Raw genomic sequence first — 16,557 nt, forward strand, 5'->3', positions numbered from 1 at the left:
TTCCGCAACCACTCCTTCGGCGCAGTGCCACAGCCGGCGGCGCGGGGAACTGCGCGAGCATCCCCCTACGCACCCGCACCCGTGTCACTTCCGCAACCGCCCCTTCGGCGCAGTGCCACAGCCGGCGGCGCGGGGAACTGCGCGAGCACCCCCCCACGCACCCCCACCCGCGTCCCTCCCGCAACCACCCCTCGGCGTCGCACCCACCCCCACGCCCACGCGTCGCAGACAGGTCGGCCGGAATTCAACCTTGTCTGGCTGTGTCTCTCACGCATCAATGGGACCGTGCAATCCGACGGACCGTCAGATTCTGATGGTTCGTCGGCTACGGCGCCCCGCGGTGTGCCCGCATCCACCCGGACCGGGGTCGCCATCCCCACATGGCATTCCCAGACAACGGGAAGGGAGCCCCATCCCCATGAAGCGAATCACCACCGGTGCGGCACTCGCGGCGGGAGCCCTCGCCGCCACGGCGCTGGCCTTCGCGCCCTCGGCCGCCGCCGTCACCCCGACCACCGCGACCGTCACCGCCAGCTGCGGCATCTTCGGCGGCGGCGCGGCCACCCTCACCGCGACCCAGACCGGTACCAGCGCCACCCTCACCCTCACCTCCAGTGCGATCACCGCCCCGGTCGCCCTCTCGGCGAACTCCATCGCCTCCACGCTCACCATGGCCAACTCGACCGGCTCGTCCCGCGTCTTCAGCGGGACCGTGAACCCGGCCATGGCCATCGGTGACGACATCACCGTCGGCCCCCTCCCCGGCACCGTCGCCTCCGGTGACAGCCTGGACTTCTACAAGGGCTCGCTGAAGATGGTCATCTTCGGCGTCACCGTCACCTGTACGTCCAGCGCCGCCCAGTCGCCCGGACCCTTCGTCATGAGCTGAGCACCCTGACGGGTCCGTTCCGGATGCCGCAGAAGCTGATGAACCGTCAGGTTTCTGCGGCATCTCCATTGACTTCTCACGCGGCCTCCACATCAATGGCCCCCTGTCGGCGCAGAGGAGCCGCTGCGCCCGCAACCCTCAGGAGGGGGCATCCATGGGTTCACCCCCAAGATCACGAAGACCCCGACGGTGGCGCTGGATCTCACTGTTCGGGGCGACCGCGCTCGCGGTCACGGCGGGCGGCGCGCTGGCCTGCCCGGCCGGTGCCGCCGGCACGAACGTCGACTTCGCCACGCACTGCGTCCCGCCCGCCATCGCGGGTCTGCCGGACATCGACGGCACCACCACCGCGAACATCTCGGTGGACAACACCAGCCCCAAGGTCGGCGACACGGTCACCGTGACCTACACCGTGGTCACGCCCGCCGCCAACAACCCCACCGCCCTCGCCCTGCCGGCCGACATCATGACGCCGACGGGGAAGGTGACCCTGGGCGGTGCGCAGACGGGCGACGTCACGGTGGCCGGGCCGAAGAAGAACGACCCGGTGCCCGGGTACGGGACCTTCCCGTCGTTCTCCATGACCGGGACGTTCACCGTCACCTCGCCGGGGCAGATCACGCTCTCGCCCGGTGACTACAACATCCACACCAGCTACATCCTGGAGCTGGACACCCCGTGCACGGTCACCAACCCGCCCGCCCCGGTGTCGGAGACCGTCACGGCGACCGCCACCACCCCGGTCAACAACCGTGCCATCAGCCTGAGTTCGGCCTCCGGGAACCCTGGTGACAGCGTGACCGTCAGCGGCCAGAACTTCACGCCCGGCGCGACCGTGACCCTCGCCGGGCGGTCCGGGGACACCCAGACCGCGGACACGGCGACCGCCACCGCGGGCTCCGACGGTTCCTTCAGCGCCCCGATCACCGTCAACGACAAGACGACGACAGGGATCGTGGCGTACGAGGGCAGCGCGTGGAGCGCCGACCTGGGGGCCGGGCCCGCCGCCTACGTCGTCAACGACACGACCCCCGTGCCGGCCGGCAGCCAGAAGCTGACGACCACCGTCAAGGCGGGGACCCTGTCCATGTCCCAGGCCGGGGACTCCGTCGCGCTGTCGGCGGTCGACTTCGGCCAGGGCGGGGCGTCCACGGGCAACCTGCAGACCGTCACCGTCAAGGACTTCCGCGGCGGTCCGGCCGGCTGGTCGCTCACCGGCAAGGTCACCGACTTCACCGGTCCCGGCGCCAAGATCGATGCCGGGAAACTGAGCTGGACCCCGAGCTGCGCGACCAAGTCGGGCAGCCCGAGCACCTGCGCGGCCGGCTCCGCGGGCACCGTCGGCAGTTCCGGAGCGACCCTCGCGTCGACCCCGGACGGCACGCTCACCGGCGGTGAGTTCACGGTCGACGCCGGACTCTCCCTGGACGTACCGGCGTTCACGCCTCCGGGGTCGTACTCCGGAGTCCTGACCCTGACGCTCACCTGAGCCGACTCCACCGTGGTGGCCGGACGTTCACACGACCGGCCACCACCCGACCGTTTCCGACCGGGGGTCCGCACCCATGCGTCGTCGCGCCAAGCCGTATGCCCTCCTCCTGAGCCTGCTCCTCGGCGTCCTCGGTGCCGCCGTCACGGCGGGTCCCGCGCGCGCCGCCGACAACGGCAGCTGGTCCGTCTACCCGGTCGCCTCGAAAATCGCTGCGCGGCCGTACTTCTATCTCTCCCTCGACCCCGGCGAGACGATCACCGACAAGGTGGCCGTCGCCAACAAGACCGGTACGCCGCTGACCTTCCGGCTGTACGCGGCCGACGCCTACAACACCGCACGGGACGGTGGCTTCGCCGTCCGGACGGTGAAGGAGAGGATGCGGGGGGTGGGGGCCTGGGCGAGGGTCGCGAAGACGCGGGTCACCGTGCCCCCGCACCAGACGGTCACGGTTCCGTTCACGCTGCGTGTGCCGCAGGGGGCCGAGCCCGGCGACCACCCGGGGGCCATCGTGGCGCTCGACGAGAAGGTCGACCCCGGGGCCGGTTCCCTGGCGCTCGGCGTCCAGCGGGCCGTCGGCGCCCGGGTCTATCTGCGAGTGAGCGGGCCGACACTGCCGGCCATCGCCGTCGAGCACGTGCACATCAGCCACCACCAGCCCTGGGTGCCCGGCCTCGGCAACAGCACCGCCACCGTCTCCTACACCCTGCACAACACCGGGAACGTGACCCTCGACCCGAAGGTGCGACTGCGCGCGGAAGGCCTGTTCGGGCGCACGCTGCTCAGCCGCGACCTCACCGGCATCCCCTCCGAGCTGCTGCCGGGAGAGAGCGTCCGGCTCACCGCCCGCTGGCGGGGCGCACCCCAACTCGACTGGGGGGACGTGACGTTGACGGCCAGCGCGACCGGCACCAGGGAGTCGGCGAGCGCGTCGTTCCTCGCGCTGCCGTGGCTGGTGGTGGCGCTGGCCTTCGTCGCCGGGGCGGCGGGCGGCGCGCTGTTCGCCAGATCGCGCCGGGGCCGGGGGCTGCCGTCGCCCGGCGGAGTCCTGAGGGCCCTCAGAGCGCGTCGGGGCCGCGTTCGCCCGTCCGCACCCGTACGACCGTCTCCACCGGCAGCGCCCACACCTTCCCGTCCCCGATCTTCCCCGTCTGCGCGGCCTTGACGATCGTGTCGATCACGGCCTCGGAGTCGGCGTCCTCGACGACGACCTCGATCCGGACCTTGGGCACCAGGTCGACCTGGTACTCGGCACCGCGGTACACCTCGGTGTGGCCGCGCTGCCGGCCGTAGCCGCTGGCCTCGGTCACGGTCAGGCCGTGCACCCCGATCTCCTGCAGGGCGGTCTTCACCGCGTCGAGGCGGTAGGGCTTGACGATCGCGGTGATCAGCTTCATGGCTGGGTCTTGACCTTCTGGGCGGTGGGGAGGACGGAGTGGCCGACCGGGGCGCCGTGGCCCAGGACCCCGTGATCGTAAGCCGTCTCGGCGTGCACCGTAAGGTCCAGGCCGGTGTGCTCCTGGTCCTCGTCGGCGCGGAAGCCCATGGCCTTGTCGATCAGCTTGCCGATGCCGTACGTCACGGTGAAGGCGTACACCGCGACGACCACGACGGCCACCGCCTGCCTGCCGAGCTGGGCGAGCCCGCCGCCGTAGAAGAGGCCCTCGGCGGAGCCGGTCATGGCCTTCTCGGCGAACAGGCCGATGAGCAGGGTGCCGATGACACCGCCGACCAGGTGGACGCCGACGACGTCGAGCGAGTCGTCGTAGTTCAGCCGGAACTTCCAGCTCACGGCGTACGAGCAGACCACGCCCGCGGCGAGACCGACGACCAGCGCGCCGAGCAGCGAGACCGAGCCGCAGGACGGGGTGATGGCGACGAGGCCGGCGACGGCGCCGGAGGCCGCGCCCAGCGTCGTGGGATGTCCGTCGCGCTTCTGCTCGACGAAGAGCCAGCCGAGCAGGCCGGTGCAGCCGGCGGCGAGGGTGTTCAGGAAGACGGCGGCGGCCAGGCCGTTGGCGCCCATCGCGGAGCCGGCGTTGAAGCCGAACCAGCCGAACCAGAGCAGACCTGCGCCCAGGACGACCATGGGGAGGTTGTGCGGACGCATGGCGTCCTTCTTGAAGCCGAGCCGCGGGCCGAGGGCCAGGCACAGGGCGAGTCCGGAGGCGCCCGAGGTGATCTCGACGGGCAGCCCGCCGGCGAAGTCCAGGGCGCCGAGGTGGTGCAGGATCCAGCCACCCGGGCCCCATACCCAGTGCGCGACGGGAACGTATACGAGGAGCGCCCACACCGGCACGAAGACCAGCCAGGCCCCGAATTTCGCCCGGTCCGCGATCGCGCCGCTGATCAGCGCGGCGGTGATGATCGCGAAGGTGAGCTGGAAGGTGGCGAAGAGCAGGGTGGGGACGGTGCCCTGGACGCTGTCCGGCCCGAGGCCGTGCATACCGGCGTGTTCGAGGCCGCCGATCAGCCCGGCCCCCGTGTCCTCCCCGAAGGCCAGGGCGTACCCGCCCGCCAGCCAGACCACCGTGACCAGCGCGATCGACACGAAGCTCATCATCAGCATGTTGAGGACGCTCTTCGTACGGACCATGCCGCCGTAGAACAGGGCCAGCCCCGGGGTCATCAGCAGGACCAGGGCGGTGGCGGCGAGCAGCCAGGCGGTGTCACCGGTGTCGGCGTGCGCGGCGGCGAGGTACACGGGCGTCTCCAACGTGGGTCGGGGCTCGTCAGAGGGTCACCGGTCCCCGTTTCCGGTTGCGTACGGCTGTGTTTCCGTGACGTTTCGTTGCGCCGGGGTTACCGAAATCTCACGGTGCGGCGGGGCGTCGTGGATCAGGGAGAATGGGGGCCATGAGCGTTCGCAGCCAGTCAACCGAGCCGTCGGAGTCGTCGGAGACCGTCCACCGGGCGGGCTTCGCCTGCTTCGTCGGGCGCCCCAACGCGGGCAAGTCCACCCTCACGAACGCTCTGGTCGGGCAGAAGGTGGCGATCACCGCGAACCAGCCGCAGACCACGCGGCACACGGTACGGGGCATCGTGCACCGGGAGGACGCCCAGCTGATCCTGGTCGACACCCCCGGCCTGCACAAGCCGCGCACGCTGCTCGGCGAGCGGCTGAACGACGTCGTCCGCACCACCTGGGCCGAGGTCGACGTCATCGGCTTCTGCCTGCCGGCGAACGAGAAGATCGGCCCCGGTGACCGCTTCATCGCGAAGGAACTCGCGGGGATCCGGAAGACCCCCAAGGTCGCCGTCGTCACCAAGACCGACCTCGTCGACTCCAAGACCCTCGCCGAGCAGCTGATCGCGATCGACCAGCTCGGCAAGGAGCTCGGCTTCGAGTGGGCCCAGATCGTGCCGGTGTCGGCGGTCGCCGACAAGCAGGTGGGTCTGCTGGCCGACCTGCTCGTGCCGCTCCTCCCCGAGGGCCCGGCGCTCTATCCCGAGGGCGACCTGACCGACGAGCCGGAACAGGTCATGATCGCCGAGCTGATCCGCGAGGCGGCCCTGGAGGGCGTCCGCGACGAGCTCCCGCACTCCATCGCCGTCGTCGTCGAGGAGATGCTCCCGCGCGAGGACCGCCCCGCCGACAAGCCCCTCCTGGACATCCACGCCAACCTGTTCATCGAGCGCCCCAGCCAGAAGGGCATCATCATCGGCCCCAAGGGCAAGCGCCTGAAGGAGGTCGGCATCAAGAGCCGCAAGCAGATCGAGGCACTGCTCGGCACACCGGTGTTCCTCGACCTGCACGTGAAGGTCGCCAAGGACTGGCAGCGGGATCCGAAGCAGCTGCGGCGGCTGGGGTTCTGAGTCGGGGTGGGCGGGGCGTGGTGGTCGGCGCCTGATGGAGGTCGGCATCACGTTCCGCAAGCAGGGCGGGGCACTGCTGGGCACACCGGCCGCGCGGCGGTAGCCGCATATCGATACAGCCTGGACCTCCATGTGAAGGTGGCCAAGGACTGGCAGCGGGATCCGAAGCAGCTGCGGCGGCTGGGGTTCTGAGGCCGGTCAGTGTGGTGTCGGGCTCAGGTCCTGCAGGCCCACCACCCGTAGCAGCTGCAGGCGTTCGTAGGACTCCGTGCCCGGGCGGGCCGTGTGGACGACGAGTTGCTGGTGGGTGTCGGCGTTGAGCAGGACCTCGCAGTCCAGTTCCAGGAGGCCGACGGACGGGTGCAGAAAGCGTTTCGTCGACGCGCGCCGTACCGCCACCTCGTGCTCCGCCCAGAGACCGGCGAACTCCGCGCTGCCCGCGAGCAGTTCGGCGACCAGGGCGGCGGGGGCCGGGTCGCCGGGGCGGGCCGCGGCCACCGCCCGCAGGTTGGCCACGTGCTCGCGGGCCCGCGCCGGCCGGTCCTCGGGCGGGAACATGTCGGGGGTCGCCGGGTCCAGGAAGTAGCGGCGGAGCAGGTTGCGGTCCCGGGGCGGGCGGGCCAGGACGTCACCGCTGAGTGCCCGCGACAGCGCGTTCTGGGCGAGGACCTCACCGAAGTCCGTGGTCACCAGCGCCGGGGTGTCGTGCAGCCGGTCCAGCACCAGGAGGAGGCCCGGGCGGACATGGGTGCTCGTCGCCTCCCGGCGCGGGGGTTCCTCACCGGCCAGGTGGAACAGGTGGTCCCGTTCGTCCTCCGTCAGGCGCAGCGCGCGGGCCAGCGCCGTCAGCATCTGGCGTGACGGGCGCGGGCCCCGGGACTGTTCGAGGCGGGTGTAGTAGTCCGCCGACATACCGGCCAGCGACGCCACCTCCTCGCGCCGCAGGCCGGGGGTGCGCCGCCGGGCGCCGGGCGCGAGGCCCACGTCGGAGGGGTCCAGGCGGCCGCGGGCGTGGCGCAGGAAGTCGGCGAGCTCGGTGCGGTTCACCCCTCCAGGGTGGCCGGGGGCGTCCGGCTTATCCAGGGACTGCCGGTCCCCTGATCGGGAGGTCTCTCCCGGCCGTCCCGGACGGGACGGAGGGTGGTGGCACCAGAACAAAGGTGACACCAGGACCAAGGAGATGGCCATGATCACTCTCGTCACCGGTACGACCGGACAGGTCGGGCGGCGGTTCGTACCCCGGCTGCTGGGGCAGCTGCAGGCCGGGGAGCGGGTACGGGTGCTCGTGCGGGACGCGGCCCGTGGCGAGCCGTTCGCCCGGCTGGGCGCCGAGGCCGTCGTCGGGGACCTGCGGGACGAGGAGGCGCTCGGTAAGGCCGTCGCCGGGGTGGACGCCGTCGTGAACGTCGCCGCGTCCTTCCGCGGGGTCCCCGACGAGGAGGCCTGGGCGGTCAACCGGGACGCGGCCGTGGCGCTCGGGCGGGCCGCGGTGTCCGCCGGGGTACGGCGGTTCGTGCAGGTCAGCACCAACAACGTGTACGGCACCGGGCGCGGCCGCCCGCTCACCGAGGACGACGAGAGCCGGCCCGGCGGACGGATGTGGGGCGCCTACCCGGAGTCCAAGATCGCGGCCGAGCGGGAACTGCTCGCGCTCGGCGGCGCCATGGAGGTACGCGTCGGGCGGCTGCCCTTCGTCTACGGCGAAGGAGACCCGCACCTCGTCAACGCCATGGCCTGGGCCGCGCACTGGGCCCCCGCCCAGCGCCTCCACATGGCCCACCACGCGGACGTCGCCCAGGGCCTGCTGCGCCTCCTGTACGCCCCGGCGGTGAACGGCCCGGTCTACAACATCGGCGACGACGCCCCCGTCACGACGGTCGAGCTGCACCAGCTCAACGGCGTCGAGGTGCCCGAGGACATGTACACCCGCACGGACCCCGACCCCTGGTTCGGGATCGTGTCCACCCGGAAGATCCGCCGGGATCTCGGTTTCCGGCCCCTCTACCCCAGCGTCTGGACCGCGCGGGACGCCGGCGCCCTGTAGGAACCGGGCTAGTCGACGCCCCGTATCCGCTTCACCAGCCCCGCCCCCGCCAGCCCGATCACCGCCGCCACCAGGTAGAGCACCCGGTAGCCGCCCAGGTACGTGACGATCGGCGCGGCGAGGGCGGGTGCCGCGACCTGCGGCAGGGCGTTGGCCACGTTGATCACGCCGAGGTCCTTGCCGCGGTCCACGGCCTTCGGCAGGACGTCGGTCATCAGCGCGAAGTCGACCGAGGTGAACACGCCGAAGCCGATCCCGAGCACCGCCGCCGCGACGATCGCCCCCGGCCAGGTCTGCCACGCCGACAGCAGCGCCGTCGCCACCGCCATCAGCGTCCCGGACCAGATGACGAACGGCTTGCGCCGGCCCACCCGGTCCGACCAGACCCCGCCGACCACGACCGTCGCCATCAGCGTCAGCCCGTTCACCGCCGTCAGGATCAGCACCCCCTGGTCGGGGTCGTGGTAGTGGAGGCGGTCGCGCAGGTAGTAGAGGAGGTACAGCAGCACCAGCGAGTTGCTGAGGTTGATCAGGAACCGGGTCAGCCAGGCCCAGCCCAGGTCCGGATAGCGGCGCGGACTCAGCCAGAAGCCCGCCAGGAAGCCGCGCCAGGACCAGGGCGGCCGGTCCTCCGCCGCCAGCCGCAGATCCGGGTGGCGGAGCACGTACGGCAGCACGCCCACCACCGTGAACACCGCGCACGCCACATAGCCCGCGCCGATGCCCCCGGCGGCCGTCGCGAGCCCCGTGCCGCCGACCACGCCGAGGATCTGCGCCGCCCCCAGCCAGCCGCCCACCCGGCCCCGCTGGAGCCTCGGTACCCGGTCCGGCACCGCCGCCGTCACCGCCGCGAACGCCGCGTTCAGCGCCAGCTGGACCAGGCACCAGCCCAGCGTCATCGTCCACAGACCGCCGGCGCCCGCGAGCAGCAGCAGCGACAGCGCCCCGCCCGCCGTGCCCACCACGATCCACGGCGTACGGCGGCCCCAGCGGGACGTCGTACGGTCCGACAGCGCGCCGAAGACCGGGTTCGCCAGCAGGGAGACCACGGCACCGATGCCGGTCACCCACGCCAGCATCGTCTCCTTCGACATCCCGGAGCCGGGCGCGAAGTCCTTGGCCTGGGAGGCGAGCAGGATCTGCAGCGGGCCGAACCACCCCACCCAGATCGCCCCGTTGGCGAAGGACAGGGCGGCCGTCCAGCCCCGGCCGACCTCCTCGACCGGCTCCGCGAGCGCGGGCACCGCCCTGGACGGGGCCGTCATCTCTGCGCCCGCAGCACGTCCCGGAACCAGCCGTACGACGACTTCGGCGTCCGCGCCAGGGTGTCGTAGTCCACGTGGACCAGACCGAACCGGCGCGCGTACCCCTCCGCCCACTCGAAGTTGTCGAGCAGCGACCAGACGAAGTAGCCGCGCACGTCCACCCCGGCCTCCACCGCCCGGTGCAGCGCGCGTATGTGGCCGTCCAGGTAGGCGATACGGTCCTGGTCGTCCAGGCCCTCGTACGAGCAGCCGTTCTCGGTGATGACGACGGGCGGGAGCCGGTCGCCGTAGCGGTCGCGGAAGCCCGTCAGCAGCTCGGTGAGGCCCTCCGGGACCACCGGCCAGCCGAAGTCCGTCACCGGGACGCCCTCGATGTCCTGGACGGAGAAGGGGAGTTCGGCGGGGAGCGTGAGACCGCCGAACTCGATCTCGGTGCCCTGCGGGGCGCCCACCTTCGTCGGGGCGTAGTAGTTGACGCCGTACCAGTCGAGCGGCTCGGCGATCACCTTGAGGTCGGCGGCGACGTCGCCCGGCATCAGGTCGCCCATCCCGTCCGGGTACTCGCCCAGCAGGACCGGCTCGGCGAACAGGCGGTTGAGGAGGAGGTCGTAGAACGCGGCCGCCTCCAGGTCCGCCGGCTCCTGCGAGGCCGGCCAGGTCGGGCCGTGGGAGTTGGCGATGCCGATGTCGGCGGCACCGGCCGCGCGCAGCGCCTGGACGGCGAGGCCGTGGGCGAGGAGCTGGTGGTGGGCGACCGGGAGCGCGTCGAACATCAGCTGCTTGCCGGGGGCGTGGGCGCCCAGGGCGTAACCGAACAGGGTCTGCTCGGCGGGCTCGTTGAGGGTGATCCACTTCCGCACCCGGTCGCCGAGCCGGTCCGCGACCTTCGAGACGTGGTCGGCGAAGCGGGCCGCCGTGTCCCGGACCAGCCAGCCGCCCTCCTCCTGCAGAGCCGCCGGCAGATCCCAGTGGAAGAGGGTGGGGACCGGGCGTACGCCCGCCGCGCACAGCTCGTCCACGAGACGGTCGTAGAAGTCCAGGCCGCCCGTCGAGCGCACCCTCGGCCAGGAGATCGAGAAGCGGTACGCGCCGACGCCCAGCTCCTTCAGCAGGGCCACGTCCTCGGTGTGGCGGTGGAAGTGGTCGCAGGCCACCGCCGCCGTGGAGCCGTCCTTGATCCGGCCCGGTTCCGCCTCGAACACGTCCCACACGGACGGTTCGCGCCGGTCGGCCGCGCCCTCGATCTGGTGGGCCGAGGTCGACACACCCCAGAGGAAACCGTCGGGGAAACGGGGGAGAGGGGGCATCGGACGGCCCGCTTCAGTCGCCATGGGCGGGATCATCCTTACCCCTGGTAATAGAAGTCAACGCCCGGGCGTGAACTACCCATTGCGCGCGAGGGTCACGCGCCTTCCTTCAGCACCTTCGAGATCAGTTCGCGTTGCTCGTGGGTCAGCCGGGGATCGGCCGCGTACACCGTCCGCCCGTCCACCGTGATCTCGTACGCGAAGCCGTCCGGCACCCCGGGCGGCGGCGCGCCCCGGCCGGCCGCGAGCGTGTGCTCGGCCAGGGTCTGCCACTCCTCGGCGTCGGGCCGTCCCGAGGTGTCCACCTCGGCCCGGCGCTCGATGCCCGCGAACCCGCCCGTACGCCTCACCTGAATACGCATGGGTTCCTGTGTAGTACGGACTCAGCCGGTGTGCACCCCCACCTGGGTCCAGGCCTTGAGCACCGCCTCGGTCTCCTCGCCCTCCTTGTAGCGGGCCTTGGCCGCGGCCACCGTGAGCTTCGCGAAGTCCGCGAAGTTCGCGCTCGGCCGCAGCGCGCCGCCGGTGAGCACGTCGTACCAGATCTGCCCGGCCCGCTCCCAGGCGTTGCCGCCGAGGGCCGAGGCGAGCAGGTAGAAGGCGTGGTTGGGGATGCCGGAGTTGATGTGCACGCCGCCGTTGTCCTGGTGGGTCTTCACGTAGTCCGCCATGGTCGCGGGCTGCGGGTCCTTGCCGAGGCGGGTGTCGTCGTAGGCCGTGCCCGGGGCCTTCATCGAGCGCAGCGCCACGCCGTGCACGCCGGGGGCGAGCAGGCCCTCGCCGATCAGCCAGTCGGCCTGGTCGGCGGTCTGGCCGAGGGAGTACTGCTTGATGAGCGAGCCGAAGACATCCGAGACCGACTCGTTGAGGGCGCCGGACTGGCCGTAGTACTCCAGGTTGGCGGTGTACTGGGTGACGCCGTGGGTGAGTTCGTGGCCGATGACGTCGACGGAGCTGGTGAAGTCGGTGAAGATCACGCCGTCGCCGTCGCCGAACACCATCTGCTCGCCGTTCCAGAAGGCGTTGTCGTAGTCGCGGTCGTAGTGGACGCTCGCGTTCAGCGGCAGTCCCTCGCCGTCGATGGAGTCGCGCTCGTACGCCTTCAGGTACAGCTCGAAGGTGGCGCCGAGGCCGGCGTAGGCACGGTTGACGGTGGCGTCCTGGCCGGGCTCGGAGCCCTCCGCGCGGACCTCGGTGCCGGGCAGGTCGGTGCCGTGCCCGGCGTCGTAGATGGTGCGGTGCGGAGTGCTGTCGGGGGCCGCCGGGGCCGTAACGGCCGCTGCCGCCGTGCGGACCGCGGTGATACGGCGGCGGATGCGGGCCGCGGAGTCGTGCTGCAGGGTGCGCAGCGCCGAGTCGGAGAGCGCCTGGTCCTCGTGCCGGGCCAGGTGGTCGAGGATGTGCGGCGGCACGATCCCGCAGAAGACGGGTGTGCGGCGGATGACGGGCTCAAAGCCCCCGTTGGTCGTCATGCACCGCACCATCGCACTGAGTCACGCCAGTGTCACTACCCGCAACCATGATTGGTGAAATACCGCGACAATTGACCACCCTCCGTGAGGGGGAGTGGTATGGCGCACGTTTTGTACTATTTTTCTCGGTATTTCCCTCGGCGGTCCCGCATACTGATACGACGCCCCGCGTCCGAAGGGCCTCGGCTAGCATGCTTCGCATCATGCATTTCGGGCTGCTTCTTCTTAGCTGCCGCGGCGAGGGCCTGTAGTCCAGGTCGACTCCCTCCCCGCGGAGCTTCGCGTTGCGTCGTCGGCCGTCCTTCCGGACACCCACTAGGAGCCCCGCAATCATGGCGAACCGCCAGCAGCCCAGCAGCATGCCGATCCACAAGTACGGCCGCTACGAGCAGGTCGACATCCCGGACCGCACCTGGCCGGACAACCGGATCACCGTCGCCCCCCGCTGGCTCTCCACGGACCTGCGCGACGGCAACCAGGCCCTGATCGACCCGATGTCGCCCGAGCGCAAGCGCCGGATGTTCGACCAGCTGGTGAAGATGGGCTACAAGGAGATCGAGGTCGGCTTCCCCGCCTCCGGCCAGACCGACTTCGACTTCGTGCGCTCGATCATCGAGGAAGAGGGCGCGATCCCCGACGACGTCACGATCTCCGTGCTGACCCAGGCCCGTGAGGACCTGATCGAGCGGACCGTGGAGTCGCTGAAGGGCGCCAGGCGGGCCACCGTCCACCTGTACAACGCCACCGCCCCGGTCTTCCGCCGGGTCGTCTTCCGCGGCTCCAAGGACGACATCAAGCAGATCGCCGTCGACGGCACCCGCCTGGTGATGGAGTACGCCGAGAAACTGCTGGGCCCGGAGACCGAGTTCGGCTACCAGTACTCGCCGGAGATCTTCACCGACACCGAGCTGGACTTCGCGCTGGAGGTCTGCGAGGCGGTGATGGACGTCTACCAGCCGGGTCCGGGCCGCGAGATCATCCTCAACCTGCCCGCCACGGTGGAGCGTTCGACCCCGTCGACGCACGCGGACCGCTTCGAGTGGATGAGCCGCAACATCTCCCGCCGCGAGCACGTCGTCATCTCCGTCCACCCGCACAACGACCGCGGTACGGCCGTGGCCGCCGCCGAGCTGGCGCTGATGGCCGGCGCCGACCGCGTCGAGGGCTGCCTGTTCGGGCAGGGCGAGCGGACCGGCAACGTCGACCTGGTCACCCTGGGCATGAACCTGTTCTCGCAGGGCGTCGACCCGCAGATCGACTTCTCCGACATCGACGAGATCCGTCGTACGTGGGAGTACTGCAACCAGATGGAGGTCCACCCGCGCCACCCGTACGTGGGCGACCTGGTCTACACGTCCTTCTCCGGCTCCCACCAGGACGCCATCAAGAAGGGCTTCGACGCCATGGAGGCCGACGCGGCCGCGAAGGGCGTCACCGTCGACGACATCGAGTGGGCGGTCCCGTACCTGCCGATCGACCCGAAGGACGTCGGCCGCTCCTACGAGGCGGTCATCCGGGTCAACTCGCAGTCCGGCAAGGGCGGTATCGCCTACGTCCTGAAGAACGACCACAAGCTGGACCTGCCGCGCCGGATGCAGATCGAGTTCTCGAAGCTGATCCAGGCCAAGACGGACGCCGAGGGCGGCGAGGTCACCGGCGCCGACATCTGGGCGGTCTTCCAGGACGAGTACCTGCCGAACCCGGAGAACCCCTGGGGCCGTATCCAGGTCCGCACCGGCCAGTCGACCACCGACACCGACGGCACCGACACCCTCACCGTCGAGGCCACCGTCGACGGCGAGGACACCGTCCTGACCGGCTCCGGCAACGGCCCGATCTCCGCGTTCTTCGACGCGCTGCAGGGCCTGGGCATCGACGTACGGCTCCTGGACTACCAGGAGCACACGATGAGCGAGGGCGCCTCCGCGCAGGCCGCCTCGTACATCGAATGCGCGATCGACGGCAAGATCCTGTGGGGTATCGGCATCGACGCGAACACGACGCGTGCGTCGCTGAAGGCGGTCGTCTCCGCCGTCAACCGCGCGGCGCGATAACCGCTCTGACCGGCGCTTTAGGGGTCCTGATCACCGCATACGGTGATCGGGGCCCCGCTGTGTATCGGCCATCCGCCCATGAAGATCACGGAAAGGTCTCGTACGCGGTACTGACTATGCCTCCTCCATGTGGCTAACATCACGCCAGCGGTGGCGATGTTGCCACGGCGTTACGGAGGTGCGACGTGCTGCCAGTACGGGGACGAGACAGCCGGAACGTCAGGCCTGCCCGCATTCTGGGCACCCGTACCGCGTGGACACCCGTCGGCGACGGCGAGTTCTTCTGCCCCGGCTGCGGAGGCGACCGCAACTACCAGCGGCTCACCGGCCGCCGCCGCTTCACCCTGCTCGGCGTGCCCGTCCTGCCGCGCGGCACCACCGGGCCGGTCGTGGAGTGCGCCGCCTGCCGTCACCACTACGGCACCGACGTCCTCGACCACCCCACCACCTCCCGCTTCTCGGCGATGCTCCGCGACGCCGTGCACACCGTCGCCCTCGCCGTCCTCGCGGCCGGCGGCACCTGCGCGCGTACGTCCCTGGAGGCGGCGGCCGCCGCGGTCCGCGCGGCCGGGTTCGAGGACGCCACCGAGGACCGGTTGAGCGCGCTGGTCGACGCGCTCGCCGCCGACACCGGCCGGGTGTTCGAGCAGCCGGGCGGCGCGAGCCTCGCGATAGAGCTGCACGAGGCCCTCGACCCGCTGGCCCCGCACCTCGCCCCCGGCGGCCGTGAGTCCCTGCTCCTCCAGGCCGCCCGGATCGCGCTCGCCGACGGCCCCTACACCCACGCCGAACGCGAGGTCCTCGGCACGGTCGGCGCGGCCCTGACCATCTGCGCCGACGATGTGACCCGGCTGCTGGCGGCGGCCCGCACACCGTCCTGACGCCCCCGGGGAAACTGACGGTCTGCCAAACCGGGCCACCCGTTCGGGTGTTGTGGGAGTGCGGGGGCGGTGGCCGGGAGCACCATGGAAGAGTGAGCCATGTGTCTCCTGTGACCCGACTGAGCCGGATCTCCCTGACCGCCGCCCTGATCCTCGGAGCGTTCACGGTCGAGCCCAGGGCCTGGGCGACCGGCTGCGAGTCCTCCGTGCCGTACGTCTCCGGCGAGGGCGGCTACGCCCAGTACCGCATCCCGGCCGTCGTCCGCACCGCGCACGGCACGCTGCTCGCCTTCGCCGAGGGCCGGCACAGCACCGCCGGGGACAGCGGTGCCATCGACGTCGTGCTGAGACGTTCCACCGACGGCGGCTGCAGCTGGGGCCCGCTCCGGGTGGTGGCCGACGGCAGGGGGAACACCCGGGGCAACCCGGCGCCGGTGGTGGACCCGAGGAGCGGCCAGATCGTCCTGGTGACCTCCTACAACGACGGCTCGGTGAGCGAGGCGCAGATCATGCGCGGCCAGGTCGGCAAGGGGCAGGGCCGCCGGGTGTTCGTGCAGCGCAGCCGGGACGACGGCCGCCACTTCACCAACCCGCACGAGATCACCGCCCAGGTGAAACCTTCCCGCTGGCGCTGGTACGCCACCGGGCCCGGCCACGCCGTGGCGCTCACCCAGGGACCGCACCGCGGCCGCCTGGTCGTGGCCGCCGACCACTCCGCCGCCCCGCCCGCCGGCTCCTCCGACACCGGCAGCGAGGCCAAGTACTACGGCGGCCACGCGATCTACAGCGACGACGGCGGCCGCGCCTGGCACCTCGGCTTCGTCGACGACTCCTACACCGGCCACGACAACGCCAACGAGACGACCGCCGCCCAACTCCCCGACGGCCGCATCTACTTCAACGCCCGCGACCAGAACGGCTCGGTCCCGGGCAACCGTCTGGACGCCTGGTCGAGTGACGGCGCCGAGACCCTGGACGAGGCCTTCACCCCCCAGCCGACGCTGCACCAGGTCCCCGTGGTCGAGGGCTCCACCCTCCAACTCCGCGGCTCCGAAGCCCCGTTGCTCTTCTCGGCCCCGTCCGTCCCGACGGCCCGCAAGGCCATGGCCCTGTGGACCAGCGCGGACGAGGGCATCACCTTCGACAAGCTCCTCACCCTCTCCGACCGCAAGGCGGCCTACTCGGACCTGGTCCAGGTGGACAAGGCCACGGTGGGGGTGCTGTACGAGACGGGGACGAGAACGGCGTACGACACGATCGAGTTCCGGCGCATCGCGAGTCCTGCATAGCCCCATGCAGCCCCATGCAGCCCCACGCACCCCCAAGCAGTCCTACGTGGG

At 71.2% G+C, this 16,557-nt stretch carries 15 protein-coding genes; 8 read left to right on the top strand and 7 right to left on the bottom strand.

Going from position 1 to position 16,557, the window contains the following annotated elements; genetic code table 11:
• Positions 1 to 418: 418 nt before the first annotated feature.
• The 3 genes from AB0D85_RS43845 (at position 419) to AB0D85_RS43855 (ending at position 3,543) form a co-directional block, all read left to right on the top strand.
• Positions 419 to 889, top strand: a complete 471-nt coding sequence (locus tag AB0D85_RS43845) for a hypothetical protein (protein ID WP_362334037.1) — start codon at positions 419 to 421, stop codon at positions 887 to 889.
• A gap of 154 nt (positions 890 to 1,043) precedes the next feature.
• On the top strand, positions 1,044 to 2,378 hold the full coding sequence (locus AB0D85_RS43850) for a beta-xylosidase (protein ID WP_362334040.1): 1,335 nt from the start codon (positions 1,044 to 1,046) through the stop codon (positions 2,376 to 2,378).
• A gap of 76 nt (positions 2,379 to 2,454) precedes the next feature.
• Positions 2,455 to 3,543, top strand: coding sequence for a DUF916 domain-containing protein (locus tag AB0D85_RS43855; RefSeq protein WP_362334043.1), 1,089 nt, complete (start codon positions 2,455 to 2,457; stop codon positions 3,541 to 3,543).
• Here the strand turns inward: AB0D85_RS43855 and AB0D85_RS43860 are convergent.
• Entirely contained in the window at positions 3,437 to 3,775 is a 339-nt protein-coding gene (locus tag AB0D85_RS43860; protein ID WP_123977077.1) for a P-II family nitrogen regulator, read from the bottom strand. The two genes, AB0D85_RS43855 and AB0D85_RS43860, sit on opposite strands and share 107 nt — an antisense overlap.
• On the bottom strand, positions 3,772 to 5,082 hold the full coding sequence (locus AB0D85_RS43865) for an ammonium transporter (protein WP_362334047.1): 1,311 nt from the start codon (positions 5,080 to 5,082) through the stop codon (positions 3,772 to 3,774). Before AB0D85_RS43865 ends, AB0D85_RS43860 begins: the two co-directional genes overlap by 4 nt.
• A 152-nt stretch (positions 5,083 to 5,234) precedes the next feature.
• Here AB0D85_RS43865 and era point away from each other — a divergent pair, with 152 nt between their 5' ends.
• Positions 5,235 to 6,194 carry a GTPase Era gene (era, locus tag AB0D85_RS43870; RefSeq protein WP_362334050.1) on the top strand — a complete coding sequence of 320 codons (960 nt, stop codon included), beginning with the start codon at positions 5,235 to 5,237 and terminating at the stop codon, positions 6,192 to 6,194.
• Between the two features lie 198 nt (positions 6,195 to 6,392).
• On the opposite strand, the gene AB0D85_RS43875 is transcribed toward era, so the two are convergent.
• Positions 6,393 to 7,241 (bottom strand): helix-turn-helix transcriptional regulator, encoded by an 849-nt coding sequence (locus tag AB0D85_RS43875; RefSeq protein ID WP_362334053.1) that lies wholly within the window; start codon positions 7,239 to 7,241, stop codon positions 6,393 to 6,395.
• A gap of 139 nt (positions 7,242 to 7,380) precedes the next feature.
• On the opposite strand from AB0D85_RS43875, the gene AB0D85_RS43880 reads away from it, so the two are divergent.
• A complete protein-coding gene (locus tag AB0D85_RS43880) occupies positions 7,381 to 8,238 on the top strand; it encodes an NAD(P)-dependent oxidoreductase (protein ID WP_362334056.1) in 858 nt (285 codons plus the stop codon).
• Between the two features lie 8 nt (positions 8,239 to 8,246).
• Here AB0D85_RS43880 and AB0D85_RS43885 read toward each other — a convergent pair whose 3' ends face one another.
• The 4 genes from AB0D85_RS43885 to AB0D85_RS43900 all read right to left on the bottom strand — a co-directional run bounded on the left by AB0D85_RS43885 (position 8,247) and on the right by AB0D85_RS43900 (position 12,282).
• Entirely contained in the window at positions 8,247 to 9,503 is a 1,257-nt protein-coding gene (locus AB0D85_RS43885; RefSeq protein WP_362334059.1) for an MFS transporter, read from the bottom strand.
• A complete protein-coding gene (locus AB0D85_RS43890; protein WP_362334062.1) occupies positions 9,500 to 10,834 on the bottom strand; it encodes a GH1 family beta-glucosidase in 1,335 nt (444 codons plus the stop codon). Before AB0D85_RS43890 ends, AB0D85_RS43885 begins: the two co-directional genes overlap by 4 nt.
• Before the next feature lie 71 nt (positions 10,835 to 10,905).
• Positions 10,906 to 11,172, bottom strand: a complete 267-nt coding sequence (locus tag AB0D85_RS43895; protein ID WP_362334065.1) for a protealysin inhibitor emfourin — start codon at positions 11,170 to 11,172, stop codon at positions 10,906 to 10,908.
• 21 nt (positions 11,173 to 11,193) lie between these two features.
• Entirely contained in the window at positions 11,194 to 12,282 is a 1,089-nt protein-coding gene (locus tag AB0D85_RS43900; RefSeq protein WP_362334069.1) for a M4 family metallopeptidase, read from the bottom strand.
• A gap of 332 nt (positions 12,283 to 12,614) precedes the next feature.
• Here AB0D85_RS43900 and leuA point away from each other — a divergent pair, with 332 nt between their 5' ends.
• The 3 genes from leuA to AB0D85_RS43915 all read left to right on the top strand — a co-directional run bounded on the left by leuA (position 12,615) and on the right by AB0D85_RS43915 (position 16,506).
• Positions 12,615 to 14,336: a 2-isopropylmalate synthase gene (gene leuA, locus AB0D85_RS43905; protein WP_362334072.1), complete on the top strand. Its 1,722-nt coding sequence runs from the start codon at positions 12,615 to 12,617 to the stop codon at positions 14,334 to 14,336.
• Between the two features lie 185 nt (positions 14,337 to 14,521).
• The gene (locus AB0D85_RS43910) at positions 14,522 to 15,217 is read left to right on the top strand and encodes a TerB family tellurite resistance protein (RefSeq protein ID WP_362334075.1); all 696 of its coding nucleotides are present in this window, start codon (positions 14,522 to 14,524) and stop codon (positions 15,215 to 15,217) included.
• A 110-nt stretch (positions 15,218 to 15,327) separates the two neighbouring features.
• Positions 15,328 to 16,506 (top strand): sialidase family protein, encoded by a 1,179-nt coding sequence (locus tag AB0D85_RS43915; RefSeq protein WP_362334202.1) that lies wholly within the window; start codon positions 15,328 to 15,330, stop codon positions 16,504 to 16,506.
• Positions 16,507 to 16,557 lie beyond the last annotated feature (51 nt).

The organism is Streptomyces sp. NPDC048277, assembly GCF_040652235.1.
GTDB lineage: Bacteria > Actinomycetota > Actinomycetes > Streptomycetales > Streptomycetaceae > Streptomyces.